At 63.8% G+C, this 16,866-nt stretch carries 15 protein-coding genes; 5 read left to right on the top strand and 10 right to left on the bottom strand.

Translation table 11 applies throughout. The features are described from left to right. The first annotated feature begins 133 nt into the window (after positions 1-133). From IVB40_RS06935 to IVB40_RS06925, 3 genes are all read left to right on the top strand, one after another. Positions 134-670, top strand: coding sequence for a hypothetical protein (locus IVB40_RS06935; protein WP_247288054.1), 537 nt, complete (start codon positions 134-136; stop codon positions 668-670). 126 nt (positions 671-796) lie between these two features. After that, positions 797-1,084 (top strand): hypothetical protein, encoded by a 288-nt coding sequence (locus IVB40_RS06930; protein WP_245287890.1) that lies wholly within the window; start codon positions 797-799, stop codon positions 1,082-1,084. A 16-nt stretch (positions 1,085-1,100) separates the two neighbouring features. Then, on the top strand, positions 1,101-1,529 hold the full coding sequence (locus IVB40_RS06925; protein ID WP_247818446.1) for a hypothetical protein: 429 nt from the start codon (positions 1,101-1,103) through the stop codon (positions 1,527-1,529). A 77-nt stretch (positions 1,530-1,606) separates the two neighbouring features. Here the strand turns inward: IVB40_RS06925 and IVB40_RS06920 are convergent, their stop codons facing one another. Next, the gene (locus IVB40_RS06920) at positions 1,607-2,062 is read right to left on the bottom strand and encodes a hypothetical protein (protein WP_027570768.1); all 456 of its coding nucleotides are present in this window, start codon (positions 2,060-2,062) and stop codon (positions 1,607-1,609) included. 114 nt (positions 2,063-2,176) lie between these two features. After that, positions 2,177-2,842: a MarR family winged helix-turn-helix transcriptional regulator gene (locus IVB40_RS06915; RefSeq protein ID WP_247818445.1), complete on the bottom strand. Its 666-nt coding sequence runs from the start codon at positions 2,840-2,842 to the stop codon at positions 2,177-2,179. A gap of 19 nt (positions 2,843-2,861) precedes the next feature. Between IVB40_RS06915 and IVB40_RS06910 the strand changes: the two genes are divergently transcribed. Both IVB40_RS06910 and IVB40_RS06905 read left to right on the top strand, forming a co-directional pair. After that, on the top strand, positions 2,862-3,695 hold the full coding sequence (locus tag IVB40_RS06910; protein ID WP_247819500.1) for an alpha/beta hydrolase: 834 nt from the start codon (positions 2,862-2,864) through the stop codon (positions 3,693-3,695). A gap of 57 nt (positions 3,696-3,752) precedes the next feature. After that, a complete protein-coding gene (locus IVB40_RS06905; protein ID WP_247818444.1) occupies positions 3,753-4,556 on the top strand; it encodes an isocitrate lyase/phosphoenolpyruvate mutase family protein in 804 nt (267 codons plus the stop codon). Positions 4,557-4,651: 95 nt separating this feature from the next. On the opposite strand, the gene IVB40_RS06900 is transcribed toward IVB40_RS06905, so the two are convergent. The 8 genes from IVB40_RS06900 to IVB40_RS06865 form a co-directional block, all read right to left on the bottom strand. Further along, complete coding sequence (locus IVB40_RS06900; RefSeq protein ID WP_247818443.1) at positions 4,652-5,956, bottom strand: glycoside hydrolase family 130 protein; 1,305 nt, start codon at positions 5,954-5,956, stop codon at positions 4,652-4,654. A 43-nt stretch (positions 5,957-5,999) separates the two neighbouring features. Further along, complete coding sequence (locus IVB40_RS06895; RefSeq protein ID WP_247819499.1) at positions 6,000-8,276, bottom strand: glycosyltransferase family 4 protein; 2,277 nt, start codon at positions 8,274-8,276, stop codon at positions 6,000-6,002. Further along, positions 8,264-9,229 (bottom strand): class I mannose-6-phosphate isomerase, encoded by a 966-nt coding sequence (locus IVB40_RS06890; protein ID WP_247818442.1) that lies wholly within the window; start codon positions 9,227-9,229, stop codon positions 8,264-8,266. Before IVB40_RS06890 ends, IVB40_RS06895 begins: the two co-directional genes overlap by 13 nt. A gap of 24 nt (positions 9,230-9,253) precedes the next feature. Then, complete coding sequence (locus tag IVB40_RS06885; RefSeq protein ID WP_035974339.1) at positions 9,254-9,445, bottom strand: hypothetical protein; 192 nt, start codon at positions 9,443-9,445, stop codon at positions 9,254-9,256. 422 nt (positions 9,446-9,867) lie between these two features. After that, the gene (locus IVB40_RS06880) at positions 9,868-10,092 is read right to left on the bottom strand and encodes a hypothetical protein (protein ID WP_247818441.1); all 225 of its coding nucleotides are present in this window, start codon (positions 10,090-10,092) and stop codon (positions 9,868-9,870) included. Between the two features lie 120 nt (positions 10,093-10,212). Further along, positions 10,213-12,798: an EAL domain-containing protein gene (locus IVB40_RS06875; RefSeq protein ID WP_247288049.1), complete on the bottom strand. Its 2,586-nt coding sequence runs from the start codon at positions 12,796-12,798 to the stop codon at positions 10,213-10,215. Between the two features lie 152 nt (positions 12,799-12,950). Then, entirely contained in the window at positions 12,951-14,243 is a 1,293-nt protein-coding gene (locus IVB40_RS06870) for an MFS transporter (RefSeq protein ID WP_247819498.1), read from the bottom strand. A gap of 100 nt (positions 14,244-14,343) precedes the next feature. After that, complete coding sequence (locus IVB40_RS06865; RefSeq protein ID WP_247818440.1) at positions 14,344-16,734, bottom strand: EAL domain-containing protein; 2,391 nt, start codon at positions 16,732-16,734, stop codon at positions 14,344-14,346. Positions 16,735-16,866 lie beyond the last annotated feature (132 nt).

Below are 16,866 nucleotides of genomic sequence, written 5' to 3'. Positions count from 1 at the left end.
GCGCCGCTGGAACCTGGAAGCGATTATACGCGCGCATTTTCCACATCACCGTACCCCATCCAAGGAACGTTTCCTCACCTTGCCACTTTATCCCGAGCCTGTTTTGGCAATTTGATCATTGGAGGAGACAGCGATGAGGATTCTGAAATTGTCTGTGGCCGCAGCCGCGCTGCTGGCCGGTACGGCGCTCGCGATGGCGCAGTCCAGCTCGACGGTCGGCACGGGTGGCTCGTCAGCCGGCGGTGGCACCAGCAACTCGACCGTCGGCACCGGCGGTTCATCGGCGGGTTCGGGCAGCGGCTCGGGTTCGGCGTCGACGCTTGGCACCGGCGGCTCGTCGGCGGGCGGCGGCACCAGCAGTTCGTCGATCGGCACCGGCGGCTCCGCCGCGGGCTCCGGCAGCGGCTCAGGCTCGGCCTCGACGCTCGGCACCGGCGGTTCGTCGGCCGGCGGCGGCAAGAGCTCGTCCAGCGTCGGCACGGGCGGCTCTGCGGCAGGCTCCGGCTCCAACTCGGCATCGACAGTCGGCACCGGCGGCTCCTCGGCCGGCGGCGGCAAGAGCGGCTCGACCGTGGGAGCGGCCGGCTCCTCCGCGGGACATTCCAGCGACATGGGCATGGAAAAGGGCAAAGGCCACCACAAGGATGAGATGAAGAAGGACAAGGACTGACATCCCGGCCGGCGGAGCGGCAGCAATGCCGCTCCTTCGTCCTTCCTGAGGAGGACTGGCATGAACAGACCAATCGTTGCGATCGCAGTTTTGACTTTGATAAGCAGCGCTGCTGTGGGGGAAACCATGCAGAAAACCGGCAAGACCGCATCCGGCGAGACCTGCCGGGTCACGGTGGAAAAACATCCCGACGGCAGCATCACCGCGCTGGGGTCATCGGGTTCGGGCACAACCGGCTCGACCTCGTCGAGCGGCTCGCTCTCGAGCTCGAGTTCGGCCGGCGGATCGTCGGTGCACGTCCAGGCCGGTGGCGGCAACGTGTCGAGTTCGTCCTCGACGGCCGGCGGCCCCGGTTCGACCAGCGCGAGCACCGTCACAGTCAACGGCTGCACCATCTCGACATCGTCGCCATAGCAAAAGGATTTGACAGATGAGAATGTTGATTGCGACCTCGTCGGTCGCACTCCTGCTCGCCGCCGCCGCGCCGTTGGCGGCACAAACCAGCATGACCGGTGGCACCGGCGGTTCGGCTGCCGTCGGCGGCACCTCGGCCAGCACGCTCGGCACCGGCGGTACGTCGACCTCGGGCTCCGGACAGACCGGCTCGTCGATTGCAGCGGGCGGCAGCGCCGCGTCTGCCAACGGCAAGGCGCAGTCCGGCACCAGCATGAACAAGGGCAACGGTCCGGTGCTCAATTCCAATGCGCGCGCGCAGGCGCATGAGGGTGGCACGTTCAGCCGCTCCCACACCCGCACCAAAGTGAAGGCGGGCGAGGAGGTCGGGTCCACCACCAAGACCATGTCGCACGTGCCAGGCTCCAAGCCGACCATGTCGACAACATCGACGAACGTGCGCTGAACCATCCTCACGAGACTGCTGCCCGCGACTTGCGGGCAGTTTTTTCTTTGTGAGCAGGCTTCTTCTTTGTGAGCGGATCAACCGCCGCTCAGCGTACGGCTGACGCGGGTCACGAGCGCATCCCACTGCCGCTTCTCGGAAGCGGGGTAGTTGATCAACACGCAATGCACGTAGCGACGGCCAAAGTTGCAGCGGTCGTACCAGATCTTGCCGCCCCGGGTGCTGGACACCACGAAAAAGCGCGGCGTGATGCGCTTGTAGGTGATGCCGGGCGGCGGATTCTTTCGCGCCAGGAAAGCGGCCGGTGAGCTGCCGTCGTTCGGAACGGCCTGCACCGTCAAATCCGCGCGGCCGTCGCTGGTCCGGTACTGCATGCCATACCCGTCGGGTCGACCGGCTTGCTCGGTGAAGATCGACGAAGGGATGTCGACGTTGGTCCCGGTCTCGGGAATGCGATAGCCACTCCAGCTCTCCGCACCGGCGGCAACCGGCAAGCTACAGAGCATGACAAGCATGGTGGCGATCTTCTTCATCGTGTGGCCCGGTTTGCGCTCGACGGCCGATAACGTGGAGAAACGCCGGACGTTCCTTTCCGCGACGTGAACGCGCGTTGGGCCCAAGCCGGATGATTGTGTCGAGCGCGCCCGCTAGCGAGCGCGTTTGCCCTTGTCCGTGGGCAAGGGGCAATTCGTGCAAACGCTGTCGTCGCACATGCGGCAGATCGTGAAGCGATCCATCTCGGACGTATCCTGCCGTGCCAACAACTCATGGAGCAGCGTTTCGAGTCGTTTCGTTTCAGCCGGCGACAGCACATCCAGAAGCGACGCGACCGCCGATATTCGCGAGGTCATCAAGTCGTTGCGGGTTGCGGCGCCCTTCGCGGTCAGGTGCAGAGCAACCTCGCGGCCGTCCTGTCCGGGCCGACGTTCGACCAGCCGATCCGACACCAGACGGTCCACCAGCCGGACCGTTCCCGAATGCGACAGGCCAAGAATCCGCCGCAGCTTGTCGTTGGTCATGCCCTGGCCATAGCCGATGACGACCAGTGCCGCAGGCGTCTCGCCTCCGCGGCCGATGACCTCGCGCGCGCCCTGCTCGATCCGATCCATGACGGCGAGCGAAAGCGCCCCCAGCAAATTTGCGATTCCGTTTTCCATGAGCCGGACAATATGTGCGGAGCGCACAAAAAACAACTTGACGAATATGTGCGCTCCGCACATATTTCGATCGCGGGGCACGATGACATGGAGAATGACGATGAATACTGGGAGCGCGGCACGACAAGCGAATGCCCAAGCGAATACCAGAGGCATTGAACCCGCCTTGAAATACGTGCAGGCCAACGGCGTGCGCTTCGCCTATCTCGAGCAGGGCGACGGCCCCCTTGTCATGTTCCTGCACGGCTTTCCCGATAATGCCTGGTCGTATCGAAAGCAGCTGCAGGTCTTCGCGGATGCAGGGTATCGTGCGGTCGCGCCGTTCCTGCGCGGCTATGCACCGACCGAGATTCCGGCGGACGGAGTTTTCGATCCGATCGCACTGGGCAACGATCTCGAAGCCCTCATCGCGGCGCTGAGCGACGACGGACAGGCACGCGTCGTCGGCATGGATTGGGGCGGCACCTCGACATTTCAGGCGCTGGCCACGGCGCCATCGGCATTCAAGGCCGCCGTGGTCATGAACACCGCACATCCAATTACAATTTCGAGCATCAGACGGGATCCGGAGCTCGTTCGAGCCATCTTCCATGTCTATTTCTTCCAGCTTCCCGGCGCCGAATCCGCGGTCAGTACCGAGGGACTTCCCTTCGTCGACTATCTCTGGAAGCTGTGGTCGCCGACATTCAACAATGCCGAGCACATCCGTTCAATCAAGGAGACGCTCAGCTCGCCCGGCACGATGGCCGCAGCGCTTAAATATTACGGAGGCCTGACCGATGCGGCGCTCGCGCGCCGGCTGCCGATCAATGACATGCACACGCCGACGCTGACGATCTATGGCAGCAACGATCCGACAGCGAGGTACTCGGTCAAGGAGGAGCCGCTGTTCAAGGGGCCGCACAGGCGGATTGTCCTGCCCGATGTCGGGCACTTCCCGCACCTCGAGCGTGAGGAAGAAGTCACCGGCCTGATCATGGACTGGTTCAAGACGCACGCGCCTGACTGAACGCAGAGGGCGGTCGCCCACAACATCCTTTGAGTTCTCTAATCCGGAATACGCGCAATGGACGCCAAGACACAACAGCAATATGCCGAGACCTTTCATGCCCTTCACAGGAAGGGCGATCCGCTCATCCTGTTCAACGCCTGGGACGCCGCCACCGCCAAAGCCATCGCGAAGACCTCTCCGGCCATCGCGACCAGCAGCGGGGCGGTCGCCTCCGCACTTGGATACGCCGACGGAGAAAATGTCCCGCTCGACATGGTGACCGGCCTGGTGTCGCGGATGACTGCGGCCGTGTCTGTTCCAGTCTCAATCGATCTGGAGGCCGGATATGGCGACACCCCGGAGGCTGCCGCCAGATCGGCGACCGAGATTTTGAAAGCCGGCGCCGTCGGCATCAATATCGAGGACGGGCTATCGGGAGGAAAGCGGCAACTGGTCAATCCCGAACGCCATGCCGCCAAGATCAAGGCCGTGCGGGATGCCGCGAAAAATCTGGGAGTTCAGCTGTTCATCAATGCGAGAACGGATCCGTTCTTGCTGAAATTCGGATCGCCGGACGAGTGCATGAACGAAGCGGCGGGGCGAGCGAAGGTCTATGCCGAGGCCGGCGCCGACGGGATTTTCGTCCCCGGCCTCACCGACCTCGCGCTCATTGAAAGGTTCGTTCAGCTCACGCCTCTGCCGGTCAACATCATGGTGACACAAGGCGTTCCCGCACTTCCGGATCTGGCTCGCGTCGGCGTTCGGCGGGTGAGTCTTGGACCGTGGCCTATGATGGCAGCAATGCGGATGATCGGACAGGCCGCAGCCGCGGTCGTCGCGACCAAGCAATACGGCACGTTCCTGCAACCGGATGCCTGAGCCCGGACATCACCCGTTCGAAGCAATGTTCTGCGCCGACCGCTTCACGCTTTTCCAATCCACCGGATGGACATCGAGAACGGTCAGCGCAGTTCCTATGCACTAGTGTCCATGGCCGCAATCAAGGATGCAATCTCGATGGTCGCGAAATTGCAGAAGCTGTCGGAGACCGCATAGGGGAAGATGATCTTGTCGCGGTGGCGCATCGCGCCGCAGGTGTAGACGACGTTCGGAACATATCCTTCGCGTTCGGAAGGGTCTGGGCGCAATAGCGGCTCGCGCAGGCGGCCGAGCACCTTCGAAGGGTCGTTCTTGTCCAGCAGCGCGGCCCCGATCGAATACTTCCGCACAGGGCCGACACCGTGCGTCAGCAGCAGCCACCCCTGATCGAGCTCGATCGGAGATCCGCAATTGCCGATCTGCACGAACTCCCAAGGGTATCGCGGCTTCAGAATCGGCTGGCCGCCATCCCACGTCTGGAGATCGTCGGAAAAGATCAGATAGAGGTTTTCGTTGTCCTGGCGCGCGATCATCGCATATCTGCCCCCGATCTTGCGCGGGAATAACGCCATGCCCTTGTTGCGCGCGGCATTGCCTTTCAAAGTCGACAGCCGGAACGATACGAAATCGGAGGTCTCAATCAGCTCCGACCGGATCGCCCGTCCGCTATAGGCGGTGTAGGTCGCGTAGTAGATCTTCCGTCCGGCGTTGCTGAAATGCACAAAGCGGGCATCCTCGATCCCGTTCGACTGCGCTTCGGTGACTGGAAAAATTACCCGCTCGCTCAGATCCTGGCCGGCCGCGAACGTAACAGCAATCTCGTCGCCGCCGGCGCCCGATGTCAGCCTGACGAGATCGGGGCTGGATGCCAGACGCGCCGTCGGGTCGATGGTCACAGTCCCGTCTTCCGCAATAAGCCCCGAGCGGAATGTCAGCGAAGACACATGCCCCTCGCCGACGGCACGCAGACTCAGGACGAAGCGGAGGCTGCCTTCCGGCGTTCCGGATTGATCGGGATGTGGCACGATACTCGGATTGAACAATGCCGAGGCCTCGAACGAATATTCGTTGAGAAAATAGGCGCCCGCGAGTTGGCGTTGGACCTGTGTGAAGACAGCATGGTCGGCCAGCGCCTCTTCCATTTCCGCGGCGCGTGCCTCGAAGATCTGCAACAGGTTGCGGTGACGGCCGAGGAAATTCTCCAGAACGTCGGCCAATTGCCGGTCAGCCGTCTCGGCATCGAGCGCGAGGACCCGTTCGACGATATGGTTGGCGCGGGTCTTGTCCGTCGGATTGAGGTCGCGCGGCTCTGTTGCTGGCTTGAAAGGCCGAACGATGACACGGGTCGGATCAGGTCGCAGCTGGAGGGCTTGGCGTTTGAGGAAGGGAGATTGCGACAAAACGGCCTCGATGGGTTGAAGGAGGAAATCGTAATTGGCTCCGTCAGGCGACGAGAGGAGCAGGCTTGGCCCGGCTTTCGCTCAGGCGGGCAATTTGCCGAATCTCGGAAAGCCCAAGCAAATATGACACCACGGATTCCCCTCCCCGATTCTCATTGGGACGATCGGGGTGCAGGCCATCCCGGCAGCTTCCGGTTTCCAGATCGACCAGCGAGGCCGACAGATCGTTGCTGCCCAGAAACCACGCGAATACCCGCGCGGCTTCGGCTTTCCACTCGACATCGTGATCGGCCCGCCATGCGGCGAGGCATGCCGCGATGGTCGCCGCGGCCTCCAGCGGCTGCTGGTCGAAGGCTTGCGAGGGTTGGCGTCGCTCACCAAATCCCGCCGTGCCGATCGGGCGGAATTGGCCCTTCGCTGAGGTTTGCCGCTTCACAAGCCAGCGCAGCGACTCCAGACCGATATTGACATAGCGCGGTGTCTTGCTGGCCATGCCGGTCATGATCAGCGCCTGGGGCAAGCGGGCGTTATCGTAGGCCAACCCATCCTCGAACCAGACCCAATCGCCGGTTGCCACGGTGTCGAAGATCAAGATCAGCCGATCGGCAAGCACGGCACGCAGGCGGGTCGCCTGGACATCGCCCGGGACAGCCGAGCAGTAAGCATCGAGGCCCAGCAATACGAACGCCCACGCACGGGGCGAACGAAAATCTTCCACCGTCGCCATCGCTTCGGTAAACAGCGCCGCGGCCCATGAGCGTCGCGACGTGCTGGCATCCGTAAGCGCACACACACCCAAGGCCCAGAGCGTGCGTCCGTGACTATCCTCCGACCCCCTGTCCTCCAACCAGCAGCGGTTGAAGCCCATGAAATTGCGAAATCGTCGTGTATCCGGATTCCAGGCATGCTGGACGAAGGCGGCAAATCGCGCCGTCAGCGCTTCCGGCAGCCGCTCTTCGCCCGGATTGTTGAGCGCACAGGCCACGAGTAGCGCCCGGGCGTTATCGTCGACGCAATAGCCGTGGGCACGATCCGGCACGCTATGAACGGCATGCTGAAACAGCCCCGTGTCGTCACACATCGACAGGAAATGACCGAGCTGCATTTCCGGCGGGGCGCGGCTGTCGCGCAGCAGCGTACCAGTATCCGTGCGCGCAATGGTCTTGAGCCGATGCCGGCGGCCGGCGTTCTCGAAGACCGACATATAGCGTTCGGCGGTTCTTTCCCACGTCATCGCGCGGCTGCTCGAATAGGCGCGCTTGCGCATCGCCTGCCGAAGCACGTCGTTGGTGAGCAGCTTGGCGATCTCGATGCCGAGCGCGGCCGCGTCGCCAAACGGAACCAGGATGCCGCGGCCATCAGCCAATAGTTCGCGGGCATGCCAATACGGGGTGGACACCACGGCTTTGCCGAGGCCGAAACTATAGGCTAGCGTGCCCGAGGTCATCTGGGCCTCACTGAGGTACGGCGTCACGTAGACGTCGGACATCGAGATGAAATCGAGTAGCGTCTTCTTGTCGACGAACTGATCGAGGAACACGACGTGATCCTCGACGCCAGCCTGCCGCGCGTGCGCCATCAGGGACTCACGATAGGCTTCGCCCCGATCGCGCACGAGGTTGGGATGCGTCGCACCGAGCACCACGTAAACGGCGTCGGGGCGGGTCTTCAGAATAGAAGGCATCGCATCGATCATGACTTCGATGCCCTTGTTAGGCGACAGCAATCCGAAGGTCAGGATGACCGACTTGTTGCTGAATCCGAGCGCAGCCTTGGCCGCGTCGGGTTCGACGAACGCAAATTCCGGGATGCCGTGCGGGATGATCTCGATCTTCTCGTCAGCCACGTGATAGACGGAACGCAACAACTCCCGACCTTTTTCCGCCATCACGACGATCTTGGACGAGCACTCGACGATGCGCGCGATGACGTCGCGCTGGGCCTCCGTCGGCTCGGACAAGACCGTATGCAGGGTGGTCACGATCGGTATGGTCAGGTGCGACAGAAGCGCCATGATCTGAGCTCCGGCTTCGCCACCGAAAATGCCGAACTCGTGTTGCAGCGAAACGGCCTCGAAGCCGCCGCTGTTCAGATAGGCGGCCGCACGGACATAATCATCTTGCCTGTCGTCGTTGATCTCCAGGCCCACGGTCGGAGGATAATCGTAGACCTGGCCGTGATCGGTCATCGCGACGATGACGGTCTCCAGATCACTCCGGGACGCCGCAATTGCGCTCTGCAAGTCGGTGGTGAAGGTCGCAATACCGCAGCGGCGGGGAAGCGAGTTTCCGATGAATGCGATACGACTTACGGCAGCCAATTGGGGGTCTCCGATTGTTTGAGCGCGGCGGTCTCGAAGGGAGACGTGACCAGGGCGCCGGGATAGGCGTGCGGTGCGCGACTGGCGCTCGCGGCGCTGCGCTCTATTAGCGCGGCAGGGTTTATCTTCGGGCCGGGATAGGCCAGCAGCGCTTTCAAGCCGCTCGCACCGACCTCGATTTCCGCATGGTCGGCTTCCAGGAAGATCGCGTCCCCCGGCGCCAGCCTCGTCGAGCCGAGTTGGGCGTGCCCTTCGATCGCGAGCAGCCAAGTCTCTTTCGGTGCGTCGAGCATCCAAACGGAGCCTGGAGCAAGGTCAGTTTGCTCCAGCGCAAAATAGGAATTGACCGTGAGGACCGTTCGCGCGCCGCTCAGGCGTTCGGACGGCGATTGGATCTGGCGTGGGCCTGCCGTTGCCACCGCGACGGCATTGTCGATGTGCAGTTGGCGCGCTCGTCCATAGTCGAACAGCCGGAAGGTGGCGTCGCTGTGCTGCTGGATCTCGACGAGCACGATGCCGGCGCCGATCGCATGGATGGTTCCGGCAGGAATGAAAATGACGTCGCCTGCATGAACCGGCTGCCAAGCCACGATATCGGCGATCGAGCCATCAGTGATCGCGGCTCGTAACTCTGCGGCGGAGCGCGGATGGTTCAGCCCCACCGCGACCCCGGCACCGGGGATCGCGGAGACGATATGCCAGGCTTCGGTCTTGCCGTTGGCAAGGCCGATCGAGCGCGCGAACGCATCATCCGGATGAACTTGAATTGATAGCGGCTCGGTGGTGAAGAGCATTTTGAGCAGCAACGTGGTCTTCGGCGCAGCAAGACCCGGACGCTCGAACCACAATTCCCCGATCGGGCCGTCGCTCGTCGACGCCAGGCTCCAGGGCCGCAGATCGAGGCTGCCCCAGGGCTTCGGCTTGGTTCGCACGATGGCATGTTCGACCGTCAAGCGGGCCTCCGAAAGGCTGTGCGATCAGTCGTTGACTGTTCGTGCCGGGCGCGGGCCGGTCCAGGGCGGAAGCGCATCCCATTCAGCCCTTCGCATGCGGCGTTCTTCATCGCCGACCTTGACGAAGACAAACGGCGCGTCGTCCTGGCCGGTCTTCGATCCCGTGAATGTGGCCGGAAGCCCGTTCGAATTTCGGATCGTTGCTGTGTTTGCCACGTAAACCTCCTGACGATCTGCGTGCGAGATCGCTGCTGCAGATCAATTGAAAATGGATTTCGCTGCATGAAGGCCGACGCAGCGTCCCGCACCGGCGCCGGAGATACCAATTAGTCCAGGAGATTTGTATTTTGGGATATCGGACATCCGACCGCCTGCGTGGTTGAGGCGGGAGCGCAATGCTCTCAGTCACCGATAACTGCCAAGGGCGGGCGGCGATCTCAAGCATATAGGAACGCCGTCACCCAATAGCGAGACGAGCGCATCGATCAGATCGGCTTTATTAGCTGTATCTTTGTGTTGGCATTGCTCTATGGTCACACGGCTTGGCGTCTGAGTTGACGGGGCCATCGCTCGATTTCAATCCTGGCCGGCTGATCCCTCTTCCAGAAGGGTGTTCGGCTATCGGATGTCGCATGGTTTCAACGGATCGCTTCCGGCAAGAGATTCGATCCCGGCTCGAATTGGCGAATGCGCAAGGCCTTAAGAACCTGACCATCGAGTGTGGCGAGCTTTACCGGTCCATGAGCCAGCTGCCCACTTTCAATCGATGGATGATCTTCTGCTGCAATGCTATGCGCGCGGAAATGGCCTTGACCGATCATTTGATTTTCGATGACAGGAACGAAAGCCTGCTGACCGTTCACTATGCATTGCCCCGTCAATGCCGAGCAAAATCAACCCAGGCACGATCGAAGTAGCGCGGTTTGTTGGTTTCGATGGCTAGCCAGTCGTTGCTGCTGTGGCGGCTACTGAGAGTAGACGCCCTACGCTGACCGCTTCACTGCGGTCGCGCCGGCCGGTGCAATGTCGAGACGAGCCAGCATCGCCTGCGCCTGCTCGGCGCAGTGCTCGATCAACCAGCGCTCGAAGGCAACAGGCGCGAGTGCGGGTGCGTAGAGGAATCCTTGCACGACGTCGCAGCCGAGTTCGGCCAGCACCTTGCGCTGCGCCTCAGTCTCGACCCCTTCGCCGACGACGGTCATGCCGAGGCCCTGGCCGACGCGCACCACGGCGGTGGCGATCGCGAGCGCGCCAGCGTCACGCTCGATGTCGCGCATGAAGCTGCGGTCGATCTTCAGCTCGCGGATCGGCAGATGGGCGAGCCGGCTCAGGCTGGAATAGCCGGTGCCGAAATCGTCCACGGAAAGCCCGACGCCGAGCTCCCGGATCGCGTTCATCGTCTCGAGCGCGGCGACGCTGTCCTGCATGAACGCGCCCTCGGTGATCTCGAGCATGAGCGCGTCCGCCGGCAGATCGTATTCGGCGAGGATGTCCTTGAGCCGCGCGGCCAGCGTGACGTTGCGAAAATTGATCGGCGACAGGTTCACGGACACGGATGGAATCTCGAGCCCGGCGCGGCGCCAGCTCGCCATCTGCCGGCAGGCCTCGCGCACCGACCACAGACCGATCTGCTCGATCAGGCCGCACTCTTCGGCGAGCGGGATGAATTTTGCCGGCGAGACGTCGCCGAGCTCGGCATCATGCCAGCGCGCCAGCGCCTCGACGCCATGGATCGCGCCGTCGCAGCTGCGAATCTGCGGCTGATAGCTGAGGGTCAGCTCGCCCTCGGCGATGGCGCGCCGCAGCGCCGCAATCAAGGCCAGCCGCTGCTCGGTGAGCCCGTTCATCTCCGCGCTGAACAGGCGATGGGTCGAACGTCCCGCCTGCTTGGCCATGTACATGGCCGCGTCCGCCTGCTGCATCAGAGTGTCGATGTCGGTCGCATGATCGGGATAGAGGCTGACGCCGATGCTCGCCGACATCTGCAGCTGCCTGGAGCCGAGCCGCAGCGGCGCCGCCAGCGCTTCGGTGATTCCGGCCGCGACGCGCTCGGCACCCTCGGCGTTGCGACGCGGCAGCAGGATCACGAACTCGTCGCCGCCGAGTCGCCCCAGCATGTCCTCGGGTCCGATCTGCTCGCGCAGGCGCTGCGCCAGCTGGATCAGGAGCTCATCGCCGGCGGCATGACCGAGCGTGTCGTTGACGTCCTTGAAATGATCGACGTCGAGGAAGGCCAGCGCGACGTGGCTGCCGGTCGGGCAGGCATCGATGGCGGTGGTGATCAGGCGCCGCAATTGCGCGCGGTTCGGCAGGCCGGTGAGGATGTCGTGATAGGCGAGCCGTGCGATCTCGGCGCGCGCTTCCTTGCGCTCGATCGCGAAGGCGCCGAGATTGACGCAGGCCTCGACGATGCGCCGATGCCAATTGCTCGGCGCGCGCGGCTCCCGGTAGTAGAAGGCGAAGGTGGCGATAACCCGTCCGTCCTTGGCCTTGACCGGCGTCGACCAGCATGCGCGCAGGCCAATCGCGAGCGGCATCGCCTTGTAGGGCTGCCAGCGCGGGTCGGTCTCCAGATCGGTCGCCAGCACCGGCTCGCCGTAGAAGGCCGCGGTTCCGCACGAGCCGACATTGGGGCCGATGGCCACGCCGTCCAGCGCGCGGGAATAGTCCTCGGGCAGGCTTGGGCCGCCGAGCGGATGGATCAGGCCCGCGGCATCGATGTGCAGCAGCGAACAGACGACGTCGGGCGCCATCTGCTCGACACGGCGGCACAGCCGGTCGGCGATCTCGCCGATCGGGACCTCGTCGGCGAGCGCGCCCATGATGAGCTGCTGCAGCGAGCGCAGCTGCTTGGTCTCGGTGATGTCCTCGAGCAGCGCGAAGAAGTGCTTGACCTGGCCCTTCTTGTCGCGGAAGGCATCGATGCGGGCGCAGACCCAGATCTCCTCGCCGTCCTTGTCATAGGCGAGCATCTCGACCTCGCCGCGGTGGCCGCCATCCATCAGGCGCTTGACGAGCTTCGCAACGGCCTTGCGATCGGTGTGGCGGCCCGCGAGCAGGCCCCTGGCGCGGCGGCCCTCGGCTTCCTCGCTGGTGTAACCGAACAGCGTCGTGAAGGCGGCATTGACGTAGACAATGTTCTGGTCGGTATCGGTGATGAGCACCGCACGGTTGGTCTGGTCGGAGACGGCGTGGAGAAGCCCGATCCTGATGCGGCGCTCGGCGTCCGCTGTGACGTCGCGCGCGAACACGATGCGATAGGCAATGCCGCCACTTGCAATGGATGAAAGCGAGATGGCCGCGCGGATCCGGCTGCCGTCACGGCGCACCAGGCTGATCTCGTCCCGGAACTCCGCAAACGGTTCGGCCTGAAGGCATTTGAGGGTGAGAATTTCGGCGTCGCGGCCGAGCACATCAGCGCGTGCGAGATTCCAGATCCGCTCTGCACCGGCATTGAAATGCGTGATGCGACGCGCGCTGTCGACGACGACGATGCCCTCGTCGGCGCGTTCGAGCGCGGCCAACAGCACTTCCGGAGTTTCTGTCATGGCACAATCGGAGGCGGACATCGCTAGACCCGGAGGCATCGGGAAGATACAGCAACCGAGGCTAGTGCCGCGATGGTGTCCAAGACGTTTTTGCAGCCCGGTCGCGCCGCGCCAAGACGCGACATGCTTAATGTTCCGCAAAAGAAGCGAGGGTAATCCGCTGCGTACGGAACCTATTCGGCGCCGGCGTCCACCTGAAGCTTCCCGGCGACGGCACGCACCTTGCGCGGCGCAGCTTGCCAGATCGAAAGCGCCGACAGCCCGCTTACGATGATGGCAACGCCAAAAGCGAGCGTGTAGTCGCCGACCTGATCGTAAAGCAAGCCGGTGACCCAGGGACCGGCGGCGCCGCCGGCCAATGCCGCCAGCATGATCGTGCCGAAAATGCTGCCCTGGTGCTTGCCCTGAAAAATCTCGAACACCACTGCGCCCATGATCGAGGTCAGGCCGTAGCCGAGCGCGCCTTGCGTGAACACCATGAGATAGACCAGCCACAATGACGGTTGGAATTTCAGGGCCATCAGCGCCGCGAAAGAGATCGCAAAACCCGCGCAGCTGATCGCCCACACCCATTCCCGCCCGATCCGGTCGGAGACATGGCCGAGCAGGATCTGGCCGGGAATGCCGAGCAGGCTGACGATGCCGAGTGCCCACACCGCGACACCCGGGCTGAAGCCGATGTCGAGCAGGAATTTGGTCTGGTGCACCTGCACCGCGTACCAGATGTAGAGGCCGCAGAAATAGCCGAGCGCGATCCACCAGAACCGCGTCGTGGCGACCGCTTTCCGGAGTGTCCATTCGGTCTGGGCCCAGACGGGATCGACGATGTTGGAGACGGGTTTTGCGGCACCCGCGACCGGCGCGGCATCGCCGTCAGGCCGCAGGCCAATATCCTCGGGGCGCCTGTGCAGGAACAGATTGATCGGCGCCAGCACGATCAGGATCATCAGGCCCATCGCCGTGCAGGCGGTGCGCCAGCCGGTCCCTTCGATCATGTGCTGCACCCACGGCAGCAGCGTCACCGAGCCGATGCCGACCCCGGCGAAGGCGATGCCGATGGCGAGGCCGCGGGTGCGGATGAACCAGTTCGGCAGGAACAGCGACTGCCCGGAATAACCGAGACACACCGAGCCGGCGCCAACCATGACGCCGATGGTGACGTAGAGATGCCATGGCTGACTCGTGAGCGGCGCGAGCAGCAGCCCGCCACCCATCAGAACCACGCCGAGCTCCATCACCGCGCGCGGGCCGGCGCGATCCATCAGCCGGCCGATCAGCGGGCTGACCATGCCCGACACCACGAAGCCGAAGGAAAATGCGCCCGCGGTGACGCCGCGCTCCCAGCCGAATTCAGAGATGATGGGAGGAAAGAACAGCGAGAAGGCGGTGCGCGCGTTGACGCCGATGGCCATGGTGACGAAGGTCACCGCGACCACGACCCAGCCGTAGAAGAACGGAAGCCGCATTGTGTGTTTCATCCCTGGACGGTCCTTCCGACCATCCGGGGCTGCCCGGGTCAAGCGCTTTTCGCGCATGCCCCATTGAGCGATCCTTGGGCGGCCGCCCTCAGGCGGCGTCGCGTTGGGGCGGTTTGGCGGCCGCGTCGAACAGAATCCGTTCGATTGGGTGCGGGCGGCCGAACAGATAGCCTTGCGCGAAATTGACGCCGAGCGCCTTCAGCCGTTCGTATTCCTCGCGGGTCTCTACGCCTTCGGCGGTGACCGACATGTCCAGCCCGCGCGCCAGCGTCACGATCGAGGAGATGATGGCGGAGCTGCGCGGCTGATGCGTGAGGTTGCGGATGAACGACTTGTCGATCTTGATCTTGTCGAACGGGAACGCGGTCAGATAGCTGAGCGACGAATAGCCGGTGCCGAAATCGTCGAGTGCGAGCGCGATGCCGATGCTCTTCAGCCGTTCCATGAAGGCGTGGTTCTCGACGCCGCGTTCCAGCAGAACGGATTCCGTGATCTCGATCTCCAGCCGCTGCGGCGGCAGCCCGGAATCGGCGAGCGCCGCGCTGATCATCTCGAACAGCTCGGCCTCCTTGAACTGGATCGGCGACAGGTTGACGGCGACCGCGAGCTCGGACGGCCAGCCGACAGCGTCCGCGCAGGCCCGTCGCAGCACGAACTCGCCGAGCGGCACGATCAGCCCGGTCTCCTCCGCAAGCGGGATGAACTGGTCCGGCGGAATCAAGCCGCGCGTCGGATGCCGCCAGCGCACCAACGCCTCGAAGCCGCGCCGCGCGCCACTGAGGGCGTCGACGAAGGGCTGGTAGTGCACCTCGAGCTGGCACCGCGCGATGGCGTCGCGCAAATCGCCTTCCAGCGTGCTGCGCGCCTCGAGCTCGGCCGACATCGCCTTGTCGTAGATGGTGAAGCAGTTGCGGCCCGATGATTTCGAGCGGTACAGCGCAAGGTCGGCCTTCTTCAGCAGCTGCTCCTGATCGGTGCCGTGATCGGGCGCGATCGCAATGCCGATGCTGGTGCCGATCTCGACGCGATGTCCGGGAAGAAGGAACGGCTCGGCGACGAGCTTGGCGATCCGCCCCGCCAGTTCGGTCGAGCAGACGCGCTGATCCTCGCACGCTTCCTGAATGATGGCGAATTCGTCACCGCCGAGCCGGGCCAGCACGTCGCTGGCGCGCAGCGCGGATTTCAGCCGCTGTGCGACCTGACGCAGCAGCGCATCGCCCGCACCGTGACCGAGCGAGTCGTTGACGTTCTTGAAGCGGTCGAGGTCGAGCATCAGGATAGAGAAGGTCGGACCGGCGTCCATCAAACGGCCATTGAGCTCGTCGAGCCGGGCGAGGAAGAAGGCGCGGTTCGGCAATCCGGTCAGAGCGTCGGTCTGGGCGAGTTCGAGCACCCGCCGGTTCGCCAGCGACAGCCGCTGCGAATTGCGGCTCGCGAGCATGAGATAGGTCGAAAGCGACAGCGTCAGCAGCATGCCGACGATCAGCACCGCGCCCGCGCGATCGTAAGTCGTCTCCAGCGGACCCCCGGCAGCCGGAACCGCCCGCACCTGCCAATCCATGCCGCCGATCTTGAGATTGCCCGACCAGTGCAGGGTCTGCGCGACGTCCCGCATCGACTGCGGCGCCGTCGCGGCCGACGAATAATCCGGCAGCATGGCCTCCAGGCCGACGATCTGCGCCGTAAACGGCGGATAGACGTTCACGCTGACCGCGGGGCTTGCCCCGGTGGTCGCGCGAATGGACTGGATCAGCAGCGGCAGGTCGAAGACGCCGACGACGAAGCCGGCGAGATTGCGGCGCCGGTCCACGACGGTGTCGCGCGATGTTCCCTTGGCGTAGACGGGAATGGCGACGAGTACGTCGGGCAAGCGGCCGCCCGCCTTCGGCTCGTAGAGGCGGGTGCGAATGGCCGAGACGCGGTCGGTGTCGCGTGCGCGCTCGAGGATCGCGCGGCGCTCCGGAATGGTCGCGTAGTCCATGCCGTAGACCGGAGACGTCTTCGGCTGGGTCGAGTAGAGCACCGGAAAATATTCGTCGCTCTGCGGCGCGGTCGCGAACGCATCGCCCTGGAGCGACTTGATGCGATAGCCGGACACGCCGTCAGTGATCGCCGCGGCCTCGTATTCGGCGCGCTCCTTGCGGTTCACGCGCGGCACCCAGGAGATGCGCAGCATGCCGGGATGGCGCTCGAACAGGCGGGCGCTGAAGGTCTCGAATTCGCTGCGGGTGATCTCCTGGTTGGTCGATTCGAACAGCGTGCGCAACGCGACGAGCCTGGAGATGTACTCGCCCATGCCGTTCTGCATGACGATCACTTCGGTCTCGGCCGCGTTTTCGAACTCGATCTTGTTGACGCGGCCTTCCCATCGCGCCACAGCGGCCGCACCCGCGACCGAGAACAGAAGACCAACGCCGACTGCGACGAGTGCAGGGCGATAGAGCCCGAGCAGCGGCGCGGCACGCCACCATCCGGTCATACGTCCCCGATCCTGATCGTTCTGATCCCGACCGCCCATTCCAAAAACCGCCGTCCCCTCTCCCGGCCAACCGAACCTCTGGTTGAGCCGCCGGAGCCACTATCGGAACAGGACCCCGGTTAAGAACTGCAC

This window comes from Bradyrhizobium sp. 40 (assembly GCF_023100925.1).
In the GTDB taxonomy this organism is placed as follows: domain Bacteria; phylum Pseudomonadota; class Alphaproteobacteria; order Rhizobiales; family Xanthobacteraceae; genus Bradyrhizobium.
The sequence above is the reverse complement of the archived record's forward strand: the minus strand, read 5'-3'. Positions and strand labels throughout refer to the sequence as shown.